General features: G+C 73.0%; 19 protein-coding genes. 13 read left to right on the forward strand and 6 right to left on the reverse strand.

Annotated features, from left to right (window positions below):
* Positions 1 to 73 precede the first annotated feature (73 nt).
* Positions 74 to 1,972, reverse strand: a complete 1,899-nt coding sequence (locus tag ACFVDP_RS05020; protein ID WP_383483340.1) for an ABC transporter ATP-binding protein — start codon at positions 1,970 to 1,972, stop codon at positions 74 to 76.
* A gap of 106 nt (positions 1,973 to 2,078) precedes the next feature.
* Between ACFVDP_RS05020 and ACFVDP_RS05025 the strand changes: the two genes are divergently transcribed.
* The 6 genes from ACFVDP_RS05025 (at position 2,079) to ACFVDP_RS05050 (ending at position 9,612) form a co-directional block, all read left to right on the forward strand.
* On the forward strand, positions 2,079 to 4,340 hold the full coding sequence (locus ACFVDP_RS05025) for a glycoside hydrolase family 3 N-terminal domain-containing protein (protein ID WP_383483343.1): 2,262 nt from the start codon (positions 2,079 to 2,081) through the stop codon (positions 4,338 to 4,340).
* 76 nt (positions 4,341 to 4,416) lie between these two features.
* The gene (locus ACFVDP_RS05030; RefSeq protein WP_383483346.1) at positions 4,417 to 5,184 is read left to right on the forward strand and encodes a crotonase/enoyl-CoA hydratase family protein; all 768 of its coding nucleotides are present in this window, start codon (positions 4,417 to 4,419) and stop codon (positions 5,182 to 5,184) included.
* A 116-nt stretch (positions 5,185 to 5,300) separates the two neighbouring features.
* Positions 5,301 to 5,477 carry a hypothetical protein gene (locus tag ACFVDP_RS05035; RefSeq protein WP_383483349.1) on the forward strand — a complete coding sequence of 59 codons (177 nt, stop codon included), beginning with the start codon at positions 5,301 to 5,303 and terminating at the stop codon, positions 5,475 to 5,477.
* A 307-nt stretch (positions 5,478 to 5,784) separates the two neighbouring features.
* Positions 5,785 to 7,008 carry an Ig-like domain-containing protein gene (locus ACFVDP_RS05040; RefSeq protein ID WP_383483351.1) on the forward strand — a complete coding sequence of 408 codons (1,224 nt, stop codon included), beginning with the start codon at positions 5,785 to 5,787 and terminating at the stop codon, positions 7,006 to 7,008.
* Between the two features lie 178 nt (positions 7,009 to 7,186).
* On the forward strand, positions 7,187 to 8,425 hold the full coding sequence (locus ACFVDP_RS05045; RefSeq protein WP_383483354.1) for a hypothetical protein: 1,239 nt from the start codon (positions 7,187 to 7,189) through the stop codon (positions 8,423 to 8,425).
* Positions 8,422 to 9,612, forward strand: a complete 1,191-nt coding sequence (locus ACFVDP_RS05050; RefSeq protein WP_383483357.1) for a hypothetical protein — start codon at positions 8,422 to 8,424, stop codon at positions 9,610 to 9,612. The genes ACFVDP_RS05045 and ACFVDP_RS05050 overlap by 4 nt, the downstream gene beginning before the upstream one ends.
* A gap of 12 nt (positions 9,613 to 9,624) precedes the next feature.
* Here ACFVDP_RS05050 and ACFVDP_RS05055 read toward each other — a convergent pair whose 3' ends face one another.
* Together ACFVDP_RS05055 and ACFVDP_RS05060 are read right to left on the reverse strand one after the other, a co-directional pair.
* Positions 9,625 to 11,085: an NAD-dependent succinate-semialdehyde dehydrogenase gene (locus ACFVDP_RS05055; RefSeq protein WP_383483360.1), complete on the reverse strand. Its 1,461-nt coding sequence runs from the start codon at positions 11,083 to 11,085 to the stop codon at positions 9,625 to 9,627.
* A gap of 473 nt (positions 11,086 to 11,558) precedes the next feature.
* Positions 11,559 to 12,809: an aspartate aminotransferase family protein gene (locus tag ACFVDP_RS05060; protein ID WP_383483363.1), complete on the reverse strand. Its 1,251-nt coding sequence runs from the start codon at positions 12,807 to 12,809 to the stop codon at positions 11,559 to 11,561.
* Between the two features lie 202 nt (positions 12,810 to 13,011).
* Between ACFVDP_RS05060 and ACFVDP_RS05065 the strand changes: the two genes are divergently transcribed.
* From ACFVDP_RS05065 to ACFVDP_RS05080, 4 genes are all read left to right on the forward strand, one after another.
* Positions 13,012 to 14,181, forward strand: coding sequence for an ROK family transcriptional regulator (locus ACFVDP_RS05065; RefSeq protein WP_383483366.1), 1,170 nt, complete (start codon positions 13,012 to 13,014; stop codon positions 14,179 to 14,181).
* Between the two features lie 25 nt (positions 14,182 to 14,206).
* Positions 14,207 to 15,223, forward strand: a complete 1,017-nt coding sequence (locus ACFVDP_RS05070; protein ID WP_383483368.1) for a Gfo/Idh/MocA family protein — start codon at positions 14,207 to 14,209, stop codon at positions 15,221 to 15,223.
* Positions 15,220 to 16,242 carry a Gfo/Idh/MocA family protein gene (locus ACFVDP_RS05075; protein WP_383483371.1) on the forward strand — a complete coding sequence of 341 codons (1,023 nt, stop codon included), beginning with the start codon at positions 15,220 to 15,222 and terminating at the stop codon, positions 16,240 to 16,242. The genes ACFVDP_RS05070 and ACFVDP_RS05075 overlap by 4 nt, the downstream gene beginning before the upstream one ends.
* 589 nt (positions 16,243 to 16,831) lie before the next feature.
* Positions 16,832 to 17,923 carry a mechanosensitive ion channel family protein gene (locus ACFVDP_RS05080; RefSeq protein ID WP_383483374.1) on the forward strand — a complete coding sequence of 364 codons (1,092 nt, stop codon included), beginning with the start codon at positions 16,832 to 16,834 and terminating at the stop codon, positions 17,921 to 17,923.
* A gap of 16 nt (positions 17,924 to 17,939) precedes the next feature.
* Here ACFVDP_RS05080 and ACFVDP_RS05085 read toward each other — a convergent pair whose 3' ends face one another.
* Positions 17,940 to 18,830, reverse strand: a complete 891-nt coding sequence (locus ACFVDP_RS05085) for an aminoglycoside phosphotransferase family protein (RefSeq protein WP_383483376.1) — start codon at positions 18,828 to 18,830, stop codon at positions 17,940 to 17,942.
* Between the two features lie 185 nt (positions 18,831 to 19,015).
* Between ACFVDP_RS05085 and ACFVDP_RS05090 the strand changes: the two genes are divergently transcribed.
* Both ACFVDP_RS05090 and ACFVDP_RS05095 read left to right on the forward strand, forming a co-directional pair.
* Complete coding sequence (locus tag ACFVDP_RS05090; RefSeq protein WP_383483379.1) at positions 19,016 to 20,719, forward strand: PP2C family protein-serine/threonine phosphatase; 1,704 nt, start codon at positions 19,016 to 19,018, stop codon at positions 20,717 to 20,719.
* A gap of 4 nt (positions 20,720 to 20,723) precedes the next feature.
* Entirely contained in the window at positions 20,724 to 21,173 is a 450-nt protein-coding gene (locus ACFVDP_RS05095) for a hemerythrin domain-containing protein (protein ID WP_383483382.1), read from the forward strand.
* A gap of 201 nt (positions 21,174 to 21,374) precedes the next feature.
* Here ACFVDP_RS05095 and ACFVDP_RS05100 read toward each other — a convergent pair whose 3' ends face one another.
* Together ACFVDP_RS05100 and ACFVDP_RS05105 are read right to left on the reverse strand one after the other, a co-directional pair.
* Complete coding sequence (locus tag ACFVDP_RS05100; protein WP_383483385.1) at positions 21,375 to 22,163, reverse strand: class II aldolase/adducin family protein; 789 nt, start codon at positions 22,161 to 22,163, stop codon at positions 21,375 to 21,377.
* Complete coding sequence (locus tag ACFVDP_RS05105) at positions 22,160 to 23,167, reverse strand: C-terminal binding protein (RefSeq protein WP_383483388.1); 1,008 nt, start codon at positions 23,165 to 23,167, stop codon at positions 22,160 to 22,162. The genes ACFVDP_RS05100 and ACFVDP_RS05105 overlap by 4 nt, the downstream gene beginning before the upstream one ends.
* Positions 23,168 to 23,339: 172 nt before the next feature.
* Between ACFVDP_RS05105 and ACFVDP_RS05110 the strand changes: the two genes are divergently transcribed.
* Entirely contained in the window at positions 23,340 to 24,239 is a 900-nt protein-coding gene (locus tag ACFVDP_RS05110) for an Lrp/AsnC family transcriptional regulator (RefSeq protein ID WP_383483391.1), read from the forward strand.
* Positions 24,240 to 24,383 lie beyond the last annotated feature (144 nt).

Here is a 24,383-nt window from a genome sequence, read left to right on the forward strand (position 1 = left end):
GCGTCACGGGCGACGGCGTCCCGTCGACCGCGGCCCGCCCGGGCGCGGTTGCGGCGTCCGGGCGGGCCGGTGCTCACGCCACCTCGACGGCCGTCTCCCGCTCGCCGTGCGCGAACTGTGTGCGGTACAGCTCCGCGTACCGTCCCTCGACGGCGACGAGTTCGTCGTGCGTGCCGCGTTCCACGATCCGGCCGTTCTCCACCACCAGGATCTGGTCGGCGGAGCGGATCGTCGAGAGCCGGTGGGCGATGACGATGGCGGTGCGTCCTTCGAGGGCTTCCGCGAGGGCCTCCTGCACCGCGGCCTCGGAGGTGTTGTCGAGGTGGGCGGTGGCCTCGTCGAGGATGACGACGCGCTGGCCGGCGAGGAGCAGCCGGGCGATGGTCATGCGCTGGCGTTCACCGCCGGACAGCCGGTAGCCGCGCTCGCCGACCACCGTGTCGAGCCCGTCGGGCAGTTCGCGCACCAGGGCCTCCAGTCGGGACCGGCGCAGCACGTCCCACAGCTCGTCCTCGCTCGCCTCCGGCCGGGCGAGCAGCAGATTGGCGCGGACGCTGTCGTGGAAGAGGTGGCCGTCCTGGGTGACCATGCCGAGGGTGGCGCGGATCGACGGGGCGCTCAGGTCGCGTACGTCGACGCCGCCGATCCGTACGGTGCCCGCGTCGGTGTCGTAGAGGCGGGGCAGCAGTTGCGCGACGGTCGACTTGCCGGCGCCGGAGGAACCGACGAGCGCGACGGTCTGGCCGGGTTCGGCGGTGAAGGAGACGCCGTGCAGGACCTCGGCGCCGCCGCGGTTGTCGAGCGAGGCGACCTCTTCCAGGGAGGCCAGGGAGACCTTGTCGGCGGCCGGGTAGCCGAAGCGCACCTCGTCGAACTCCACGGCCACCGGCCCCTCGGGCACCTCACGGGCGTCCGGTTTCTCCTCGATGAGCGGCTTCAGGTCGAGTACTTCGAAGACCCGCTCGAAGCTGACGAGGGCGCTCATGACCTCGACGCGGGCGCCCGCCAGGGACGTCAGCGGCGCGTACAGCCGGGTGAGGAGCAGCGCGAGGGTGACGACGGTGCCCGCCTTCAGGCTGCCGTCGAGCGCGAAGTAGCCGCCGAGGCCGTAGACGAGGGCCAGCGCGAGGGCGGAGACGAGGGTGAGCGCGGTGATGAACGCGGACTGCGCCATCGCCGTCCGCACACCGATGTCCCGCACCCGCCGCGCCCGTTCCGCGAACTCACGGGACTCCTCGTCGGGGCGTCCGAAGAGCTTCACGAGCGTGGCGCCCGGCGCGGAGAAGCGCTCGGTCATGCGGGTGCCCATGGCCGCGTTGTGCGCGGCGGCCTCGCGCTGCATCCGGGCCATCCGGGAGCCCGTGCGGCGGGCCGGGATCACGAAGACCGGCAGCAGGACCAGCGCGAGCAGGGTGATCTGCCAGGACAGGGCGAGCATGACGGCCAGGGTGAGGATCAGCGTCACGACGTTGCCGACGACGCCCGAGAGGGTGTTGCTGAACGCGCGCTGGGCGCCGATCACATCGTTGTTGAGGCGGCTGACGAGCGCCCCGGTCCTGGTCCGGGTGAAGAACGCGACGGGCATCTTCTGCACGTGGTCGAAGACGGCCGTACGCAGATCGAGGATCAGGCCCTCGCCGAGGTTCGCGGAGAGCCAGCGGGCGAGCAGTCCGATGCCGGCCTCGGCGAGCGCGATCACGGCGATGAGGACGGCGAGTCGCACCACGAGTGCCTGGTCGTGACCGCCGACGATGGCGTTGACGACGTTGCCCGCGAGCAGCGGGGTCGCGACGGCCAGCAGCGCGGTGAGGACGCTCAGCAGGACGAACTGGACGATGCGCCGCCGGTGCGGTCGCGCGAAGGCGGCGATACGGCGCAGGGTCGCGCGGGCGAAGGGGCGGTTGTGGGAGCCGCCGTTCTGGGCGTTCATGACGCTGTGCAGCTGCGTCCAGGCTGTGGTCTCCATGCTCATGCGGACGACATTAGGACCTCAACCTTTCTTGAGGTCAACACTTCGAGGTCAACGCCTTGAGGTCGACACCTTGAGGTCGACACAGGGGATGCGAGGAGCCAGGACAGTGCCGGAGTTGGGACGACGGACGTTGTTGACCGCGATCGGTGCCACCGCCGCCGGGGGCCTGCCCTCCGCCGCGCGGGCGGCGGCGGACGACCGGCGCGCGGGCCCGTACGAGGACGAGGTGCGGGCACTGCTCGGCCGGATGACGCCGGAGGAGAAGCTGGGGCAGTTGCAGCAGCTCCCGTGGGCCTACGACCTGAATCCGGGATCGGGTTCGACGAGGGAGGTCGAGGACGCGGCGCGCTCGGGCCGGCTCGGTTCGGTGCTGAGCGTCTTCGGCGCGCGGACGACCAACGCGCTGCAACGGCTCGCCGTCGAGGAGTCCCGGCTCGGCATCCCGCTGCTGTTCGGCCTGGACGTGATCCACGGCTTCTGGACGACCTTCCCGATCCCGCTCGCACAGGCCGCCGCCTTCGACCCGGAGGTGGCGCGCGCGGACGCCGAGGTGTCGGCGCGGGAGGCCCGGTCCAACGGCGTGCACTGGACGTTCTCGCCGATGATGGACGTCACCCGTGAGCCGCGCTGGGGCCGTGTCGCCGAGAGCAACGGCGAGGACCCGCACCTCACCGCGCGCTACGCGGCGGCGAAGGTGAAGGGCTACCAGGGTTCGGACCTCTCCGCCCGGACGGCCGTCGCCGCCTGCGCGAAGCACTTCGTCGCGTACGGCGGCGCCGAGGGCGGCCGGGACTACAACACGGTCGACGTGTCGGAGTCCCGGCTGCGCAATCTGTACCTGCCGCCGTTCAAGGCGGCGCTGGACGCGGGCGCGGCCACGGTGATGGCGTCGTTCAACACCGTCAGCGGTGTCCCGGCCCACGGCAACGCGCACACCCTCACCGACATCCTCAAGAAGGAGTGGGGCTTCGACGGGACGGTGGTCAGCGACTGGTCGGGCGTCCAGGAGCTGATCGCGCACGGCTTCGCCGAGGACGGCGCGGACGCGGCCCGCCTTGCCCTGAACGCGGGCGTCGACATGGAGATGACGAGTACGAACCTCCGCACGCACGGCGGCCTGCTGCTGCGCGAGGGAAAGATCTCGCGGCGGCGGATCGACGACGCGGTGGCGCGGGTGCTGCGCCTGAAGTACGCGCTCGGCCTGTTCGACGATCCGTACGTCGACGAGGCGGCGGCCCTCACCGCGCCGTCGGCGCAGTCCCGCCGGGCGGCCCGCGCGGCGGCGTCCCGCTCCATGGTGCTGTTGAAGAACGACGACGGGATCCTGCCGCTGAGCGGGACGCTCGGATCCCTCGCCCTGGTGGGCCCGTTCGCCGACACGACGGACCTGCTCGGTACGTGGGTGGTGCCCGCGTCGGCCGAGCGGTTCCCCGCGGTGCGGATCCTGGACGCCGTCAGGAGGGCCGCGCCGGACACGAAGGTGACGTACGCCCGGGGCGTCGGCCCGGACGGGGACGACACCTCGGGGATCGGGGCGGCGGTCGCGGCGGCGCGGGCCGCGGACCTGACGGTCGTGGTCGTGGGCGAGCCCGCGGCCTTGAGCGGCGAGGCGGCGGCACGCGCCGACATCACGCTGCCGGGCGCGCAGGAGAAGCTGATCGCGGCGATCGCGGAGGCGGGCCGGCCGTTCGTGGTCGTCCTGGTCAACGGCCGCCCGCTGACGATCGGTTCGTGGCTGGACAAGGCGCCCGCCGTCCTTGAGGCCTGGCATCCCGGCATCGAGGCGGGGCACGCCGTCGCGGACGTGCTGTTCGGTGCGGTGAACCCGGGCGGGAAGCTGCCCGTGTCGTTCCCGCGGACGGTCGGCCAGCTCCCGGTCCACTACAACCACGAGTCGACGGGCCGCCCCTACGCCGCGGACAACAAGTACACGTCGAAGTACCTGGACCTGCCGCCGACGCCGCAGTTCCCCTTCGGACACGGGCTCGGCTACACGACGTTCGCCCTCGGCGCCCCTCGGCTGAGCCGCGCGAGCGTGTCCGCGCGGGCGCTGCGTCAGGGGGACACGGTGGAGGTGTCGGTGTCCGTGCGCAACAGCGGCGGCCGCCCGGGGGACGAGGTGGTGCAGTTGTACGTGCGGGACGTGGCCGCGAGCATCGCCCAGCCCGTGCGCAGGCTGCGCGGGTTCCGGCGGGTCACGCTGGACGCGGGGGCGGCGACGACGGTGCGGTTCCGGCTCGCCGCCGAGGACCTGGGGTTCTGGACGAACGATCCGGCCGGGACGTTCCGTGTCGAGGAGGGGACGTTCAAGCTGTACGTCGGTACGAGTTCGACGGCCGACGCCGAACTCACCCTCGACGTCACCTAGTTCCGCTGCCCGTCGTCCGTCTGGCAGTAGTCCGTCCGCCAGTAGTCCGTCCGCCTGTTCATCCGGGAGCCGCCCCATGTCGTCCGTCCGCGTCGAGCGCACCGCTCATGTCACCACGGTGATCCTGTCCCGCCCCGAGGCCCGCAACGCGGTCGACGGCGCGACGGCCGCCCGACTGGCCGACGCCTTCCGCGCGTTCGAGGCGGACGACACCGCGCGGGTCGCGGTGCTGTGGGGCGAGGGCGGCACGTTCTGCGCGGGCGCGGACCTGAAGGCGGTCGGCACGGAGCGCGGCAACCGGGTGGCGGCGGACGGCGACGGGCCGATGGGCCCGACGCGGCTGCGGCTGTCCAAGCCGGTGATCGCGGCGGTCAGCGGCCATGCGGTGGCGGGCGGTCTGGAGCTGGCGCTCTGGTGCGATCTGCGGGTCGCCGAGGAGGACGCCGTGTTCGGGGTGTTCTGCCGGCGCTGGGGAGTTCCGCTGATCGACGGCGGCACCGTGCGGCTGCCCCGCCTGATCGGCGAGAGCCGCGCCATGGACCTGATCCTCACCGGGCGGCCCGTCGCGGCGCCGGAGGCCCACGCGATGGGTCTGGCCAACCGTCTGGTGCCGCCGGGCGAGGCCCGCGCCGCGGCGGAGGAACTGGCCGACCGGCTGGCGCGGTTCCCGCAGGCTTGCCTGCGCAGCGACCGGGCGTCGGTGCGGGAGCAGCACGGGCTCGACGAGGAGACGGCACTGCGCGGCGAACTCGCTCACGGAGTGCGGGTGTTGCGGGAGGGGATCGAGGGAGCCGGGCGGTTCGCGGGCGGCGAGGGCCGGCACGGGACGTTCGGTGAGGGGTGAGTTGCGCCCGCTACGGCATTTATGCGGGGCACACGGCCATGGCGAACATCACACATGGCGATACCCACGTCACCTACAGGAGCGGAAAGTCGCACCCATCCCCTAGTCTCGTTCACATGTCCTCCACCCCCGCCCCGCACACCGCACGCCCCGCCCACGTGGTCAACGAGCAGATTCGCGGCCTTTGGGCGCGTACCGGAGGACAGTTGACCGCCGGTGACCGTGCGGAGTACGAGGCGCTGGTGACGGAGTGGGCGGCCGCGACCGGTGAAGGAGTCGTGCAGAAGGCCTGACCGCCCGAAACCGCACCCCCTCAGGACTGGGGACGACTTCCATGGTTCGCCGCGTGCTTGCGGCGGGCCTTCTTTTTGCGACGGCGCTTCGAGGACATGGCGGCCTCCTACGGAGATAGCGGTCATACAGGGCGTTTCGCCCCACCACCATTCCACAGGGCTCCCCCGCTCGCGATCCGGCCCCTTCGGCACCGCGTGTCACCCTCAAAGGGAAATCTCAGACAAGCGCCCCTTTTTCCAAGGATCTGCCCAGGTCGTGGCGGCAACATTCCACACCGCAGGAGACATGGATCAGGAAGGCAGGGGCGTGGGCGACTCTCAGGACCGCATAGCGGACGGGCGGGAACACTGGTCGCGGAGGGGGCTGCTCTCCACACTGGGCGCGGCCTCCCTGCTGACCGTCGCGGGCTGTGCCGGCACGGCCGGGGCCAGGACGGGATCGGGCGGGGCCACGGCCTCCGCCACGAGCAGGGCCGAGGTCACCGTGACCCCGGCGAGCGGCTCGGCGTCGGCCGACTTCACCGCCCCGGTCACCGTGGCGGTGTCCGGCGGCACACTCTCCGCGGTGCGGGTCACCGCGGACGGCGGCGACGCGCTCAAGGGCACGTACAACGACGGCCGCACCAAGTGGACCTCCAGCGCGCACCCCTCGTCGGGCACGGACTACACCGTGACGGCCGAGGTCGACGGCGCCGGGTCCGCGCACACCTCCCGCTTCACCACCAAGAAGCCGGGTGCCACCTTCGTCGGGTACTTCACCCCCGAGGACGGCTCCACCTCGGGCGTCGGCATGCCCGTCTCGCTCAACTTCACGAAGGCCGTCACCGACCGCGCCGCCGTGCAGAAGGCGATCACCGTGACCGCCGACCCGGACGTGGAGATCGTCGGCCACTGGTTCAGCGACACCCGGCTCGACTTCCGGCCGGAGAAGTACTGGGCCGCCGGCACGAAGATCACGCTGCGGCTCCGGCTCAAGGACGTCGAGGGCGCGGACGGGGTGTACGGCACCCAGGACAAGGACGTCACCTTCCTCATCGGGCGGGAGCAGATCAGCGTCGTCGACCTCAGCAAGAAGTCGATGACCGTCTCGCGCGACGGCACCGAGATCGCCACGTACGACGTCACGGGCGGCGGCTCCGGCTACGAGACCTGGTCCGGGAAGATGGTCGTCTCCGAGCGGTTCAAGGAGACCCGGATGGACTCCACGACCGTGGGGCTCGGCGACGAGTACGACATCGACGACGTACCGCACGCGCAGCGGCTCACCACGTCCGGCACCTTCATCCACGGCAACTACTGGGCGTCGGCGTCGATCTTCGGCACCAGCAACACCAGTCACGGCTGCATCGGGCTGCGCGACGCCCGGGGCGGGGACGACGCCTCGACGCCGGGCGCGAAGTTCTACAAGAGCTCGATGGTCGGCGACGTCGTCGAGGTGCGCCGGTCCGGCGAGGAGACCGTCGCCGCGGCCAACGGCCTCAACGGCTGGAACCTGTCATGGGCGGACTGGAAGGCGGGCAGCGCCGTCTGAGGCCCATGGGGTCCCCGAGGTCCGTGCTGCCGATGCGCGACAGGTGGTGCGGCATTCGTTCCGCGCCAGATGTTCACAGCTTCCCCTTAAGGCGTTGACGGCGCGGGAAACGCTCTGGCAAGGTCGCGGGGCCCGTCGAACCGCCCCTTGATGAGGGACTCAGGAGCTCCCGGACCCGATGAACGCCAGCGCCGCACCCGCCCCGGGCCACGACCCGTCCGGCCCCGCCACCGGTCAGGACTGGCGGCGCTTCGCCCAGGTCCACTGGGCGCGGGAGCCGGTGGTCGTCCCCGGTGTCCGCCCGCTGGGCCTCGGCCCGGCCGACGTCCACGCGCTGGTGCGGGCCGCGACCGCGGTCGCCGCGCCCCGGCAGCTGCGCCTCGCGACGGCGGACGGCTGGCTGCGGGAGCCGGGGCCGCTGCTGCCGGGTCCCGGCGACCGGGATCCGGCCGGGTACGCCGACCGTCTCGCCCGGGAACCCCGGCTGGCGGGCGACGGCTGGCTGCTCACGGTCGCCGATCCGCTCAGCCACGACTTCACGCTGTGGTCGCGGGTGCGGGACGTGCTAGCGGATCTGTGGCGGCACGTCGGGCAGGCCCCGCTGCCCGTCACGGCGGAGCTGGCCGTGGGCGACCGGCACCACTCCGTGGAGGACGCCGCGGCCCGGACCGACGCGGCCGCCCTGACCTGGGTGCTCGACGGGGAGCTGACGGTACGGGTGCGCCCCGAGCACACCGGCACCGAGTACGCGCTGCGGGCCCGCGCGGGCGACATGGTCCACTGGCCGGCCGGCGGCAGCCATCTCGACCACCGGCCCGGCTTGTGCACGACCCTGCGCCTGAGCGTTCCCGCGCGGACCACCTCGGCGCTGCCGCTCGTGGCCGACGTCCTCGCGGAGCTGATGCGCGACCGCCCCGGGGACCCGGTCGGCCGGCTCGCCCTGCCGCACCCGATGCCCTCGGCCCCCGACGGCCGGCTCACGGCGCCGCCCCGGCTCGCCGCGTCGGCGGCCCGGCTCACGGACACCCTGGCCGGGCCGGAACCCGAGCGGGCGCTGCTGAAGCGCTGGGCGGCGCTGCGCTCCGCGGCCGGTCTGGAACCGGCACCGCCCCGGCGGACCGGAATCCGTCTCACACCCCGGCACCGATTACGGCGCGCCGCCGAGATCGTCCGGCTGCCCCACGCGGAGGGCCCCGCGGTGTGGGCGGCGAACGGGCACGCCTGGACGGCACGTCCCGCGGGCGCCGACGCCGTCCTCGCCCGGCTGCGCACCGCACCCCGCGCCGTCACCGTCGCGGAGCTGGCCCACGCGGCCCGCACCTCGGCCGACGACCCGGAACTGATCTTCCTGCTCGGCGAGTTGTACCGCGCGAGAGCCGTGACAGCGTCCCCGGAGCGCCCGGAGCGTCGCTCATGAGCCCGCACCTCCCGGCCCCCGTGGACATCGTCGACGCGCTGGACTGGCCCCGCTTCGCCACCGAGCACTGGGACCGGCGCCCCGTCCTGATCCGCGGAGCCGGACTGCCGCGTCCGCCGTTCGACCCGAACGAACTCTTCGAGGGCACGGTCATCGCGGCGCAGCGGCCCGGCGCCACGCACCGGATCCGGTTCAGCGCGGGACAGCGGCACCTCGTGGACCCCGGCGATCTGCTGCCGCGACCCGAGGACGCCTCGTTCGACGCCTATGACCGGCGGGTGACGGGACAGCTCGCCGGTGAACCGTTCTCCCTCACGGTGCGGGGCCTGCACTCCGCCCACCACCCGCTGTGGGCGCGGGAGCGGGACTTCCTCACCGGACTGTGGGAGCACGTGGGCCAGCCGAGCGCGGGCGCGACCACCACCCTCTTCCACGGGACCCGCGCACCCGGCCCGTCGGCCGTCCGGCGCGGTGCGGGCTTCCTGTACGTGGCCCTCGGCGCGCCGCGACTGCGGCTCGGCCTGGACGGGCACTGGTCGGCGGTGGAGGCGGCCCCCGGCGATCTCGTGTACTGGCCCGCGGGCTGCCGGCACACGGCGGAACCCGTCCGGGCCGGCTCGGGCCCGTCCGCCGGGGCCACGGCCGCCGTGCACATAGGCATCCCCCGCGAGCCGACGCGGCACGACTGCGGGCTCCCCTCCCTGCTCGCTCCGGGTCCGGACCCGGTCTCCCCGCAGGAGGGGTGGGGCGGTGACGGCATCCATGTGCCGGACGGCGATCCGCGGGACGACCTGCCGGCCGGGCTGCCACCGGTGCTCGCGGCGGCGCTCGACCACTTCCGGCAGGCGTCGCGGCCCGCGGCCCTGGAGCGCCGGGTGGCCCGCGAGGCGCTGTTGCAGGCCACCAACGGCGGCCTGGACCCGGTGCCGCCGCCCGCGCGCCCCGGCTACTTCACCGACGACGACGCGGTACGTGCCACCGAACGCGTCCTGTGGTCCAGGGTGGGCGGGCGGCAGCTCGTGGCGGCCTGCGGGCATGTCCTGGAGACGGATCTGTCCGCACCCGAACTCTCCGCCGTCATCGGCCTGTTGAACGCCGGTGAAACGGTCCTGGTGGGCGAACTCGCGCCGCCCGCGCGTACGTTGCTGTCCCGGCTCGCCGGGTTCCGCGCGGTGGAGCGGCTGTGATCCGCCCCCGGGTCACGCGCCCGTCGGGATCGCGAGGTACTTGTACTCCAGGAACTCCTCGATACCGACGCGTCCGCCCTCGCGGCCGAGGCCCGACTGTTTGACGCCGCCGAAGGGTGCGGCCGGGTTGGAGACGAGGCCGGTGTTGATGCCGACCATGCCGGTCTCCAGGCGCTCGCCGACGCGCAGCGCCCGGTCGAGGTCGCGGGTGAAGACGTAGCTGACGAGGCCCCATTCGGTGTCGTTGGCGACGCGTACGACGTCGTCCTCGTCGTCGAAGGTGAACAGGGCGGCGACCGGGCCGAAGATCTCCTGGGTGGTGAGTTCGGCGTCGCGGGACACCTGGGCGAGCACGGTCGGCGGGTAGAAGTTCCCCTCACCGGAGGGGACTTCGCCGCCGGTGAGGACCTTCGCGCCGCGCTCGACCGCGTCGCGGACGAGCCGGACGACCTTGTCGCGGCCCGCGCCGTCGATGAGCGGGCCGACGTCGGTGCCGGGGGCGGTGCCGTCGCCGACGGTCAGGGCCGCCATCCGCGCCGTGAGGCGGCCGGCGAACTCCTCGGCGACGGAGGTGTGGACGTAGATGCGGTTGGCGGCGGTGCAGGCCTCGCCCATGTTCCGCATCTTGGCGACCATGGCGCCGTTCACGGCCGCGTCGAGGTCGGCGTCCTCGAACACGATCAGCGGGGCGTTGCCGCCGAGTTCGAGCGAGGTGCGTACGACCGTGTCCGCGCACTGGGCGAGCAGGATGCGGCCCACCTGGGTGGAGCCGGTGAAGGAGAGCTTGCGGATGCCGCCGCCGCGCAGCAGGGGTTCGACCACGCCGGCCGCGTCGGAGGTCGTCAGCACGTTGAGGACGCCCGGGGGCAGGCCCGCCTCGGTGAGGATGCCGGTCAGCGCGAGGGTGGACAGCGGGGTCTGCGGGGCCGGCTTGAGGATCATGGTGCAGCCGGCGGCGATCGCCGGGCCGATCTTGCGGGTGCCCATGGCGAGCGGGAAGTTCCACGGGGTGATCAGCAGGCAGGGGCTGACGGGCTGGCGCAGCACCAGGTGCCGGTTGCGGCCGTCGGGGCTGGTGGCGTAGCCGCCGTCGATCCGGACGGCCTCCTCGGCGAACCAGCGGAAGAACTCGGCGGCGTACGCCACTTCGCCGCGGGCCTCCGCGAGGGGCTTGCCCATTTCCAGGGTCATGAGGAGGGCGAGGTCCTCGGTGCGGGCGAGGAGGATCTCGTGGGCGCGGCGCAGGATCTCCGAGCGTTCCCTCGGGGCGGTGGCGGCCCATGCGTGCTGGGTCTGCGTCGCCGCCGTCAGGGCGAGGGCGGCGTCGTCGGGGCCGGCGTCGGCGACGTGGCACAGGGTGGTGCCGGTGGCGGGGTTGTCGACGGGCATCGTGCGGGGCGCTGCCGCGGGTTGCCAGGTGCCGTTGATGTGGAGGTTCTTCGGTACGGCCGCGATGACGGGGGGTGTTTCCATGGCGGGGCTCCCTGGGGTGGAGGTCGGGGTGGCTGTGGCCGGTCGGTCGGCTGCGGGTGCGTGGGGGGCTGGTCGCGCAGTTCCCCGCGCCCCTGACGGGGCTGATCGCCGCTGTCGGCTGCGGATCGCGTCGTGGTTACGGGGCTGCTCGCCGCTGTCGGGTGCGGCTTGCGTCGTGGTTACGGGGCTGCTCGCCGCTATCGGGTGCGGCTTGCGTCGTGGTTGCTCGCGCCGTTCCCCGCGCCCCTGAAGGCTTGCGCTTTGCGCGCCTTCCCCTTGAAGGGGGCGCTCCTGGCGACTTCCCCTTGGGGACGCGCCCCCTGGGCGAGCGGAGCTCGCTTCCAGGGGCGCGGGGAACTGCGCGAGAAGCGGCCACCGGCCGGCAGCTGACCGACAACCCGAAAAGGGGCGCGGGGAACTGCGCGACCGGCCACCCACGCACCCGCACTCGGCGACGAAAGCGACGCGCCCCCTTACGTCGCCGCCGAAACCGCCGTGCTCCACAATCCCAGCGCCTCGTCCACCTGCTGCTCCGAGACGACCAGCGCCGGAATCATCCGCACCACGTTCCCCCAGGGACCACAGGTCAGCAGCAACAACCCGGCATCGGCGGCAGCCTGTTGCGCGCGGAGCGCCGTCGTGGGGTCGGGCTCGCCGTCCGGCGTGACGAACTCACTGGCCAGCATCAGCCCGAGCCCCCGTACGTCCCCGATCCCCGGCGTCTTCGCCCCGACCTCATCGAGCCCGGCCCGCAACCGCGCCCCCATCGAGGCGGCGTTCGCGACCAGCGACTCCTCCTCGATCACGTCGAGCGTGGCACAGGCCGCCGCGCAGGCCACGGCGTTGCCGCCGTACGTGCCGCCCTGCGACCCCGGCCGCGCCTTGTGCATCAGCTCCCGCGACGCCGCGATCCCGGACAGCGGGAACCCGGAGGCGAGCCCCTTCGCCGTGATCAGCACATCGGGGCGGACCCCGAAGTGGTCATGGCCCCAGAAGCGTCCGGTGCGCCCGACGCCGGTCTGGATCTCGTCCAGGACGAGCAGGATCCCGTACCGGTCGGCCCGCTCGCGCAGCCCTTGCAGGAACGCCGAGTTGGCGGGTACGTACCCGCCCTCGCCGAGGACCGGTTCGACGAGGATCGCCGCGGTGTCGTCCGGGTCGGAGACGGTGGCGAGGAGATGGTCCAGCTCGCGCAGGGCGAACCGGGTCGCGGTCTCCTCGTCCCAGCCGTAGTGGAAGGCGTTCGGGAACGGCGTGATCGCGACACCCGCCATCAGCGGCCCGAACCCGGTACGGATCTTCGTGCCCGACGTCGTCAGGGAGGCCGCCGCCACGGTCCTGCCGTGGAAGCCGCCGTGCGCCACGATGATGTTCGGCCGGCCCGTCGCCTGCCGTGCGAGGCGCAGCGCCGCCTCGACGGCCTCGCTGCCCGAGTTCACGAAGAACAGACTGTCCAGGCCCTCGGGCAGAACGCCGCCGAGCTTCTCCACGAGTCGCTGCAACGGCTGGTGCATCACGGTCGTGTACTGGCCGTGGATGAGCGTGGCCACCTGCTCCTGCGCGGCCGCCACCACCCGTGGGTGGCAGTGGCCCGTGCTCGTCACGCCGATCCCCGCCGTGAAGTCCAGATACCGGCGGCCGTCGATCCCGTACAGATGGACGCCCTCCCCTCGCTGCGCGACGACGGGAGTGGCCTGACGCAAGTGCTCGGACAGTTGGGTCATGTCTCCAGCGTCGACGCCGGGCCGAAGGGGCGTCAATGGGTCATGTGTGGCCATTCACCACGTGCGCCCCCGCCGCGTACGGCCGTGGGATGTGCAGGAGTTCTGCGTATTTTCCGTGCGGGCGGGGTTCCCAAGCTCGGACGGTTCTGCAACAGTCCTGCGTATTCGGACACGCGTGCTCCATCCGACGGACGGAGAATCCGTGGCGGTGCACGACCGGTCGCGGGGACACGACCTCGCGGCGCTGCGCGACCTCAACACCTCGGTGGTTCTGGGCGAGTTGCGGCGGGAGAGCCCTCAGACGGTGAGCCGGCTCGCGGGCACCACGGGCCTGTCCCGGCCGACCGTCGAGGCGCTCGTCGAGCAGCTCGTCGCGCGGGGCTGGATCGCCGAGGCGGGCATCCCGACGACCGGGCGGGCGCCGGGCCGGCCCGCGCGGCGGTTCCGGTTCCGCGCCGAGGCCGGGCATGTGGTCGGGGTCGACATCGGGCTCCGCGGGATCGTGCTGCTGCTCGCCCGGCTCGACGGGGAGATCGTGGCCCGCGCGCGGCACGACATCGCTCCTGAGTCGACGGGCGCGGAGCGCATCGAGCTGTTGCGCGGCCATCTGCGCCGCTTTCTGGCCGGCCGGGGGCTCGGGCCGCACGACGTGTGGAGCCTGGGGATCGGGGTGCCGGGCATGGTCGGCGAGACCGGGCGGATCCGTTCGGTGATCGTGCCGGACTGGACCGATCTGGATCTGGCGCGGCGGCTCGCGGACGACTTCCCCGGCACGGGCCGGATCCTCGTCGAGAACGATGTGAACCTCGCGGTGCTCGCCGAGCACTGGCGCGGCGCCGCCCGGCTCGCGGACGACGTGGCCTGTGTCCTGCTCGGGCCGCGCATCTCCTGCGGCCTGATGATCGACGGCCGGCTGCACCGGGGCCGTCGCGGCGGCGCGGGTGAACTCGGCGTGCTGCCTCAACTCGGCCTGGAACAGGTGAAGAAGGGCTTCGTGTGGGCCGGTGAGCGGCTGCCGGGCGAGTCGTCGACGGGCGCGCTGGCCCGGGCCGTGCGCGCCGGGGAGCCGGGCGCGCTCGACGTCCTCGACCGGTTCCTGGCCGGTGTCGCCCCGGCCGTCGCCGCGCTCGTCCTCGCCCTGGACCCCGAACTCGTCGTGCTGACTGGATCCTTGGCCGCGGTGGGCGATCCCTTGGCCTCCCAGCTGTCCACACATCTCGGACCGCTGACCCTGCACGTGCCGCACATCGCGGTCAGCACGCTCGGCCGCGAGGGCGTGGCCCTGGGCGCGGTGCGCCGCGCGCTGGACGCGGCCGAGGCGCGGCTCCCCGAACGGTACGGCGCGACCCGGAGCGGAACGAACGACGCCTGAAACCGGCCTCCCCGAAAGGACGTTCATGGCAGACCTCGACGTGGGACTGATCGGCGCGGGCGGTATCGCCCGTGCGCATCTGCCCGCCTGGACCGCGCTCGGCGCGCGCGTCACGATCCTGTCCACCGACGGCAACGCGGAACAACTCGCCGACCGATACGTGGAGTTCGGAGTGAAGGCGGTGGATTCCCTCACCGAACTCCTCGACCGCAGCTCGGTCGTCGACCTGTGCACGCCCACGTTCACGCACCACGAACTCGCCCTCGAAGCGATCGCCGCGGGCCGGCACGTGGTGTGCGAGAAGCCGCTCGCGCTGACCGTCGGCGAGGCACGGGAGATGGCGGACGCGGCCGAGGCCGCCGGGGTGCTGCTCTTCCCCGCGCACGTCGTCCGCTACTTTCCCGCGTACGCGGCGCTCGCCGGGTCCGTGGCGGCGGGCCGCATCGGCGCTCCCGCGGTGCTGCGCCTCACCCGATCCGGCCGCTTCCCCTCCTGGGCGCCCTGGTTCGCCGATCCGGCGCTGTCCGGCGGCATCCTCGTCGACCAGATGATCCACGACCTCGACATCGCGCGGCTGCTCGCGGGCGACGTCGTCCGGGTGCACGCCCAGGTCCGCGGCCACCAGGGGCCGGACGCGCCGGAAGGCGCCGTGACCACCGGCACCGCCGTCCTCACCCACGCGTCGGGCGCGATCAGCCACGTCCTCGGGGTGTGGGGACCGGCGGACCTCCCGTTCCGTACGACGTTCAGGGTCGCCGGGCCCGACGGCATCCTCGAACACGACTCGACCACGCATACCGGCTTCCGCGTTCTCGCCCAGGGACAGCGTCCGCTCGGCGAGGGGATTCCCGGCAGTCCCATGACGGAGAGCCCCTACCTCACCGAGCTGCGGGAGTTCGCCGCCGCCGTCACGGGCGGGGCCGCGCCCCGGGTGTCGGCGCGGGACGGTGTCGAGGCGGTGCGGATCGCGGTGGCGGCGGCCGAGTCGGCCCGCACCGGGGAACCCGTCGAACTGAAGCTGCCCGAGGAGGCCGGACGGTGAAGGACATCAAGGTCGGAGTGCTGTCGTTCGCGCATGTGCACGCGGGCGGGTTCGCGCGGCTGCTCGCCGCCATGGACGGGGTGGAGGTGCTGACCACCGACCCGGACACGGACCTGGCGGCGCCGGGCGAGCTGCGCGGCAAGGAGTTCGCGGCGCGGCTCGGCGTCAACTACGTCGATACGTATGAGGAGTTGTTCGCCTGGGGGCCGGACAAGGTCGTGGTCTGCGCGGAGAACGTGCGGCACCGGCCGCTGGTCGAACGTGCCGCCGCGCACGGGGTCGACGTCCTGTGCGAGAAGCCACTCGCCACCACGCCGGAGGACGGCGCGGCCATGGTCGAGGCGTGCCGGGTGGCCGGGGTGCGGCTCGCTGTGGCGCATCCGGTGCGGTTCAGCCCCGCGTACCTGGCGGTGCGGGATGCCGTCCGTGCGGGTACGGCCGGTGACGTCCTCGCGGTGGCCGGCGCCAACAACGGCTACATGCCCGGGGCGCGGCGCCGCTGGTTCGTCGACCCGCACCTCGCGGGCGGCGGCGCCCTCATGGACCACACCGTGCACGTCGTGGACCTGCTCGACGACCTCTTCGAGGGCAGCCCGGTGACGTCGGTCTACGCGCAGACCAACAACGTGCTGTACGAGGCCGAGGGCGATGTACCCGTGGAGACGGCGGGGCTGCTGACGCTCACGTACGCGAACGGGGCCGTGCTCACGCTGGACTGCAGCTGGAGCCAGCCGCGGCATCATCCGGCGTGGGGCGGGCTGTCGATGCAGGTGATCGGGGACCGGGCCGTCCTGGAGATGGACGCCTTCGACCAGAAGGTGTTCGGGTTCGACGAGCGGGCTCGGGGTGGGGTGGAGATTCCGTACGGGGTTGATCTGGACGGGTTGATGATGCGGGGGTTCTTGTTCGGGGAGGGGGGTGTGGGGGTGACGGACGGGGCGGCGGGGTTGCGGGCGCTGCGCGTTGTTTCGGCGGCGTACGAATCGGCTCGGGCGGGGTGCACAGTGCGGCTCGACTAAGGGGTCCGTCGCCGGGTGCGGGCCCGGTGGGACTTCTCGCGCCCCGCGGCGGAGCCGCTGATGGACACGGCCCCGCGCCCCTGAAGCGAGCTGCGCTCGCCCCTTGTTTTCGGGTGCGGCTCTCGTCGTGGCTGGTCGCGCAGTTCCCCGCGCCCCTGGAGCGTGCGCTGCGCGCTGCTCTTCCTCGTGGTCGGGTGCGGCTCTCGTCGTGGCTGGTCGCGCAGTTCCCCGCGCCCCTGAGGCTGCGCTTCGCGCGCCTCTGATGAGTGGCTGACAGCGGCGCCTCTCCTGAGGGACGGGGGCTGGCCTCCGCCTTGGGCGGGTGGCGCGCCTTTGATGAGATGGCGCACGAAGTGCGCATCTCAGGGGCGCGGGGAACTGCGCGAGAAGACCGACGGACCCGCGGGCAAACGACAACCTAGGGGCGCGGGGAACTGCGCGACCAGCCACGATGCCGGCGGTTCAGGCGTGTGCGGCAGGATGGCCCCGGTCCGCGTACGGACCACCCCCGAACGAGCAGGTGCCACTTGACGAAACATCACATAGCAACCCCCGTGGTCGGGTTCCCCCGGACCGGCGGAGGTGAGAGATGACCCGGACCGCCGACCTCCACGACCTGATCGTGGCCGGCGTCGCACTGTGCGGCGGACTACTGGCCGGGCTCCTGCTGCGGATGCTGCTCCGCTGGCTCGGCGTCAGAGCGAGCCGCACCCGCTGGGGCGGCGACGACGTGATCGTGGACGCCCTGCGCACCCTCGTCCCCTGGGCCGCGGTCGCGGCGGGCGCCGCGGTGGCGGCCGAGGTGCTGCCCCTGACCACGCGCACCGGCCGCACGGTGAACATGGTGCTGACGGCGTTCGTGATCGTCGCGGCCACCCTGACGGCGGCCCGCGTCATCACGGGCCTGGTCCGCACCGTGGCCCAGTCCCGCGCCGCGGTGGCGGGCTCGGCGACGATCTTCGTGAACATCACCCGGGTCGTCGTGCTGGCGATGGGCTTCCTCGTCGTGCTCCAGACGCTCGGGATCTCCATCGCGCCCCTGCTCACCGCTCTCGGCGTGGGCGGTCTGGCGGTGGCGCTCGCGCTGCAGGACACGCTCGCCAACCTCTTCGCCGGCGTGCACATCCTCGCCTCGAAGACCGTGCAGCCCGGTGACTACATCCGGCTCAGCAGCGGCGAGGAGGGCTATGTCGTCGACATCAACTGGCGCAACACGGTGGTGCGGCAGCTCTCCAACAACCTCGTGATCATCCCGAACACTCAACTGTCGGGCACGAACATGACCAACTTCAGCCGTCCGGATCAGGAGATGACCCTGACCGTGCTCGCGGGTGTCGGCTACGACAGCGACCTCGATCATGTGGAGCGCGTGACGGTGGAGGTCGTCACGGAGGTCATGAAGGACGTCGAGGGCGCGGTCCCGGAGCACGAGCCGCTGGTCCGCTTCCACACGTTCGGCGACTCGCGGATCAGCTTCAACGTGATCCTGGGTGTCGGCGAGTTCAGCGACCAGTACCGGATCAAGCACGAGTTCATCAAGCGCCTGCACCAGCGTTTCCGCGCCGAGGGCATCCGCATTCCGTCGCCGGTTCGGCAGGTGGCCGTCACGCAGGGCAGTCCGTCGGTCCTGATCCCGCAGCAGCGCGAGACGTCGGTGAGCATCGACAGCCAGATCGTCTGACCCCGCGCGGCACGGGTCAGCCGAGCAGTCGGCCCAGGACCCGTGCCGCGGTGTCGGCCATGAAGGCGTTGCGCCCCCGGTAGTAGGACAGTTCGAGCGCGGCGATGCTGAGGGCCCAGCCGCGGCCGCGCGTCCAGGTGGCCTCGTCGCAGCCGACGGCGGCGCGGAAGGTGTCGCGCAGGCCGTCGTCGAGGACGTACCAGGCGACGATCAGGTCAACCGCCGGGTCCCCGACGCCCGTACAGCCGAAGTCGATGACGGCGGCGAGCCGTCCGCTGTCGGCGTCGACCAGCAGGTTTCCCGGTTCCAGGTCGCCGTGCACCCAGACGTCGGGGCCGTCCCAGCGCGGCGCGCGCAGCGCGCTCTCCCACAGGGTGAGCGCGGCGGCCGTGTCGAGGGCGCCGTCGAGCTGATCGAGGGCCGCGCGGGTCGAGGCGTCGCGCGGGGCGAGGGGCTTGCCCCGGTCCGCCGCGGGGGCGCCGGTGGTGTCGACGCGCGTGAGGGCTCGTACGAAGTCCGCCACGTCGTGCGCGAGTCCCACGGGCTGCTCCCCGGTGCCGATCGTCGGCAGCACGCCGTCGATCCACCGGCAGACGGACCACGGCCACGGATATCCGCGCCCGGGGACCCCCGCGCCGACCGGCTCCGGCACCGCGACGGGCAGCTCGGGACCGAGCCGGCGCATCCAGCGCTGCTCCCCCGGGACGTCCGCGGCGGCGCCGGCGGTGCGGGGCATCCGTACGACCAGGCCGTCACCGAGCCGGAACAGCATGTTCGAGGTGCCGTCCGATGCCAGGTACCGCAGGGGCAGAGCGGCCCACTGCGGGAACTGGTCGGCGAGCAGCCCCGCGACCAGCGCGTCGTCGATGTCGGGCTCGTCGTCGTGCAGCTTGCGCGGGGTCGTCATGGACGCCTTTCCCTCGGGCTGTGATCCGGCGGGCGAGGCTACCGCCCGGCGGGTGCGGGAATCACGCGCTTTTCTCCCGCCAGCCGCCCGGGTCCGGCCACCGTCGGTGTGCGCGCGGCCACCGGGCAAGGTCAACTGGAGGTACGCGCCCGTACGCGCCCCACCGGACACCCGGAGGAACCACCATGGCCCAGGCGGCACCCGGTCCACCGGACCCGCCCGCCCCGCCGGAGCTGACCGCGATCGACGCGCTGCTGACGCGGCAGGCCCGCGAGGCGTCGCGGCACTCCTTCCAGCTCCTGGGCGGGGAGGCGGTGCGCGACGCCGCCCTGACCGCGCCGGAGCTGCCGGTGGACCCGCCGGACTGGGCGCAGGCGGTGGCGGACGCCTCGACCGAACCGACCGTGGTGTTCGCCCCGGTCACGGACGCGGCGGGGCAGGTCGTGGACTTCGTGGACGTGGCCGTGAACACCGCGGGCCGGTCCCTGGCGGCGCGCTCCCGGCCCCGGCACGGGCAGCTGATGACCGTGTCCCAGCCGTCGTCGGAGACGTCCGGGCTGTTCGCGGCGATGCGGCGGGTGCTGGCCACCGGGGAGCCGGTCACCGGCCGGGACTGGGACGCGACCCTGATGGTCGGGGGCGAGCCGCTGCACCGGCGGGTGCGGATCACCGCGACGCGCCATCGCGGCCATGTCGTGGTGACCTTCGACGACGCGGCCCGCCGGCACGAGCTGATCAGCGACCGGGTGCAGGAGCAGGGCCTCATCGGCTGGGGCGAATGGGAACTGGCGTCGGGGCACAGCGACTGGTCCCCCGGCCTGTACGTGATCTTCGACAGGCCGTCGGACGCGGGGCCGCTCACGCTGGGTGAGCTGGCCCGGCGGCTGGTGCCCGAGGACCGCACCGCGTTCCGCGTGGCCCTGGAGCACGTCATGTCCGGCCTCCCCGTGGAGCTGGACCTCCGACTGCTTCTCACGGACCACACCCGCCACATCCGTTTCACCCTGGAGCCGCTGCGGGCGGCGAGCGGTCCCGTGTGGGGTCTCCAGGCCCTCGTACGGGACGTGTCGAAGTCGTATCTGCGCCGGGTGGAGCTGGACGCCGCGGTGCACGCGGCGGAGCGGCGGCGGCAGCGGGCGGACGCCGAGGCCCGGGTCGCGGCCCGGCTGCGCGAGGCGGTCCTGCCCTCCCATCCGCCCGAGATCACCGTGCAGGGGGTGACGTCGGCGGTCGCCTACCGGCCCGCCGAGACCCGGTCGTCGATCGGCGGCGACTGGTACAACGTGCAACCACTGCCCGACGGGCGGGTCCTGTACGCGCTCGGTGACGCGGCAGGTCACGGTCTCGACGCGGTGGCCCGGATGGCGGCGCTGCGCGGCGGTCTCGCCGGGCTCGCCCACACCGGGCAGCCGGTGGAGGCGCTCACCGCCTGGCTGAACCGGCTGACCTTCGACAGCGGCATGGACGGCACCGCCACCGCGATCGTCTGCCGCTACCACCCCGATCGCGAGCTGCTGCGCTGGGTGTGCGCGGGACACGTGCCCCCAGTGTTGCTGCGCGACGGGAAGGCGCGTCTGCTGGACGACACCACCGGTCTGCTGCTCGGGGTGCTGCCCAAGGTGACGTACACGGCCTACGAGCTGCCCCTCCGTGACGGCGACACGGTGCTGATGTGCACGGACGGCCTGGTGGAGCGCCGCGACGAGGACATCACCGACGGGCTCTCGGGGCTGCTGTGCGCGGTGGAGCGGCACGCGGGTCTGTCACCGCAGCAGCTGGTGGACACGGTCAGCGCGGAGCTGCTGCCCACGCCGCAGGAGGACGACTCGTGCCTGATGGCTCTGCGGCGCGGCAAACCCGCCGCGAGCGACCGCGCCTGGGGAGACTGACGGCATGTGCCACTACTGCGGCTGCCGGGACATCCCCCTGATCAAGGAGTTCATCGCCGAGCACGAGCGGGTCACCGACACCGCGGGGGACGCGCTGCGCGCGCTCGACCGCGGTGATCCGGCGGCCGCGCGCGTCCTCGTGGACCGGATGGCCGGGGAACTGACCGCGCACTGGCGGGGCGAGGAGGACGGCCTGTTCCGCGTCATGAGCGAGGACCCCGAGTACGCGGAGTACATCGCGGCCCTGGAGGCCGAGCACCGGGACCTCGCGGCGCTGCTCCCGGCGCTCGACCTCGGCTCGCCCCGCGACGTCGCGACGTTCAGGGAGGCGATGCACGAGTTGCGGCGCCATATCGCCAAGGAGGAGGACGGCCTGTTCCCCGCCTCCCTGACGGCGCTGTCGGGCGACGCGTGGGACGCCTCGATGGCGGCTTGGCGGCGGGCCCACTCCTGAGGGGCTGCGGCGATCGGGTTCGTCGTTCGTCCGCGGGCCCGGTGGGGGCCGGTCGCGCAGTTCCCCGCGCCCCTGGAAGCGAGCTTCGCTCGCCCAGGGGAAGCTGCGCGCAGCGCGCATGCTTCAGGGGCGCGGGGAACTGCGCGAGAAGCGGCCACCGGCCCGCGGGCGACGACGGCGACCGGTGCGGCAGCCCACGGCTCAGTCCTTGTAGTCCGGCGCCACCCGCTCGACGAGCCGCAACAGCGCACCCCACGCGAGGTCATAGGCGTCGTGGTCCTCGAAGTCGGAGGCCGCCCCGCCCTCGCAGGTGAGCTGCTGCGCGGTGTACTCCGCGACCTGGTCCGAAGGGAGGATCAGCGGGGCGCCGCCGGCCTGGGCGGTGACCTGGATCTCGCAGGCCTTCTCCAGGTAGTACATGCGCAGGAAAGCCTGCTTGGCGCTGTCGCCGACGGTCAGCAGGCCGTGGTTGCGCAGGATGAGCGCGGGATGGCCGCCGAGGTCGGCGACGAGGCGTTCCTGCTCGTCGAGGTTGAGGGCGACGCCCTCGTAGTCGTGGTAGCCGACCCGGTTGTGGAACTCCATCGACATCTGGTTGACGGGGAGCAGGCCGCCCTGCTGCGCGGCGACGGCGCAGCCCGCCTTGGTGTGCGTGTGCAGCACGCAGTGCGCGTCGGCGCGGGCCTTGTGGATCGCGCTGTGGATGACGAATCCGGCCGGGTTGACCGGGTGCGGCGTGGGCTCCACGGGGTTGCCGTCGAGGTCGATCTTGACCAGGTTCGAGGCGGTGATCTCCTCGAAGAGCAGGCCGTAGGGGTTGATGAGGAAGTGGTGGTCGGGGCCCGGCAGCCGCTGCGAGATGTGCGTGAAGATCAGGTCGGTCATGCGGAAGTGCGCGACGAGCCGGTAGACGGCGGCGAGTTCACGGCGCAGGCGCAGTTCCTCGGCGGCGTCGGTCGCCGGGGCGGGGGTGGTGAGGAGGTCGGTCACGCGAAGGCTCCTTGCCGGGGTGTGGTGCCGGGTGCGGGGGTGGTCGCCCGGGTAGGTCCGGCGACCGGGGTGTTCGGGCGGCCGGTGGTCCACCAGGCGATGACGTTGCGCGCGGGGTCGGTGGCGTAGGCGTGCGTCGAGGCGTCGGTGAGGAAGGCGCTGTGCGGGGAGAGCAGCAGCCGGGGGTGGGTGCGCAGCCTGTCGTCCGCGGCGGGCGGTTCGGTGGGGAAGACGTCGAGGGCGGCGCCGGCGAGCGGGCCGCTGTCGAGCGCGGCGAGCAGCGCGTCGGCGTCGACGAGGTCGCCCCGGGCGACGTTCACGAGGAGGCTGCCGGGCCGCATCCGGGCCAGCAGCGGGCCGTCGACCATGCCCTTGGTCCGCGGGGTGGACGGGATGTGCAGGGAGAGCACGTCCGCTTCGGCGATCAGCGTGTCCGGGCCGACCAGGTCGACGCCGTCGGGCCGGTCGGTGGCGTGCGGGTCGTGGGCGATGACACGGCCGAAGAGCGGGGCGGCGATCCGGGCGAGGGTGCGGGCGATGCGGCCGAAGCCCACCAGGCCGAGCGTCAACTCGCTCGCCCTGCGCGGCATTTCGGTGAAGTCGTCGCTCCAGCCGCCGGCCCGGACCAGCGCGTCGGCCTGCGGCAGGCGCCGGACGAGCGCGAGGGCCTGGGCGAGGGCGTGGACGGCGACGTCCTCGGTGGCCGCGTCCGGCAGGTTGGCCACCCACAGGCCGCGCCGCTCGGCCTCCTGTACGTCGATCATGTCGGTGCCCGCGGACATGGTGGCGAGGATCCGCACGGCGGGCAGCCGGTCGAGCAGCGCCGCGTCGACGCGCGCGTACCCGACGATCAGCGCGACGGCGTCGTGCGCGGCGGCGGCGATGGCCTCCGGGTCACGGCTGCCGACGAGACGGGCCTCGAATCCGGCCTCGGACAGCAGTCGCAGACCGGGCTCGGGATCGAGCTCCGCCGTCTCGGTGATCACGGCGACGGGGCGCGTCACACCGTCCTCCAGGAATGATTCGATCGCAACATGGGAATGAAACTTACGTTTCGACTGTCACTCTTGTCTACTTCCGACGGGACGGCCGCTCCGTCCGTGGGCTGTCCGAGAATGGCCCCAGACCCCGGCTGCGTCACGGCCGGGCCGAACCGCTGACCGAGGGGACCGACCCGTGGATCTCGACGAGACCGACCTGGCGATCGTGCGCGAGTTGCAGACCGACGGCCGGCTGACCTACGAGACGCTGGCCCAGCGGGTGGGTCTGTCCCGGCCGGCGACGCGGATGCGGGTGCAGCGGCTCCAGGAGTCGGGCGCCGTGCGCGTTGTGGCCATCACCCATCCCGCCGTGCGCCGGCTGACCGCCTCGGCGCATCTGGCCATCGGCACGCAGGGCGCGGCCGGGCCGGTCGCGCGCGCGATCGCCGAGCTGCCCGAGGCTCCGTTCGTGACGCTGACCAGCGGGCGCCGGGCGATCATGACGGAGCTGCGCACGGCGGGGCTGGGGGAACTGGAGCGGGCGATCGAGCACATCCGCGGACTCAAGGGGGTGTCCACCGTGGACCCGCTCATCGCGACGCGGCACGTGAAGGACCCGTATCTGCCGGCCGAGGAGCCCACCGTCGCACCGCAGGACGACGTGGACGAGCGGATCCTCGCGGCGCTGGAGGAGGACGGGCGGCTGCCGTTCGCCGAGCTGGCGGCGCGGATCGGGCTGTCGGCGGGCGCGACCCGCTCCCGCACCCTGCGCCTGCTCGACGGCGGGGTGGCCCAGGTGGTGGCGCTGGTACGGCCCGAGGTCCTCGGCATGGGCCATCTGTGCGGGTTCAGCCTGCGGGTGACCGGTGCGGCGGCGGACACGGCGCGGCTGGTGGCCGCTCTCCCGCGCGTGACGTTCCTGTCGACGTGCCTGGGCGGCGCCGAGCTGGTCGGCACCATCACCGCCGAGTCGTTCACCTCCGTACGCACCACGCTGGAGGAGATGCGGGAGCTGCCGCAGGTGCGCGAGGTGGACAGCTGGCTCCACCTCGAACTGGTCAAGGAGCGCTACGACTTGGGGCCGCGCACCGTCTGAGGAGCCGCCTTTCCTTGCCGAACGCCCGGGGCCGGGGGGGGGGGGGGGGGGCGTATGGGGACCGGGGAGAGGGTTAGGGGTGTGGTTTTCCCTTCCCCCCCTGGCGACCTCCCTTCGTGATATGACGCTCTTTTTTTTGTTTTT

This window comes from Streptomyces sp. NPDC057694 (assembly GCF_042799415.1).
Lineage (GTDB): Bacteria > Actinomycetota > Actinomycetes > Streptomycetales > Streptomycetaceae > Streptomyces.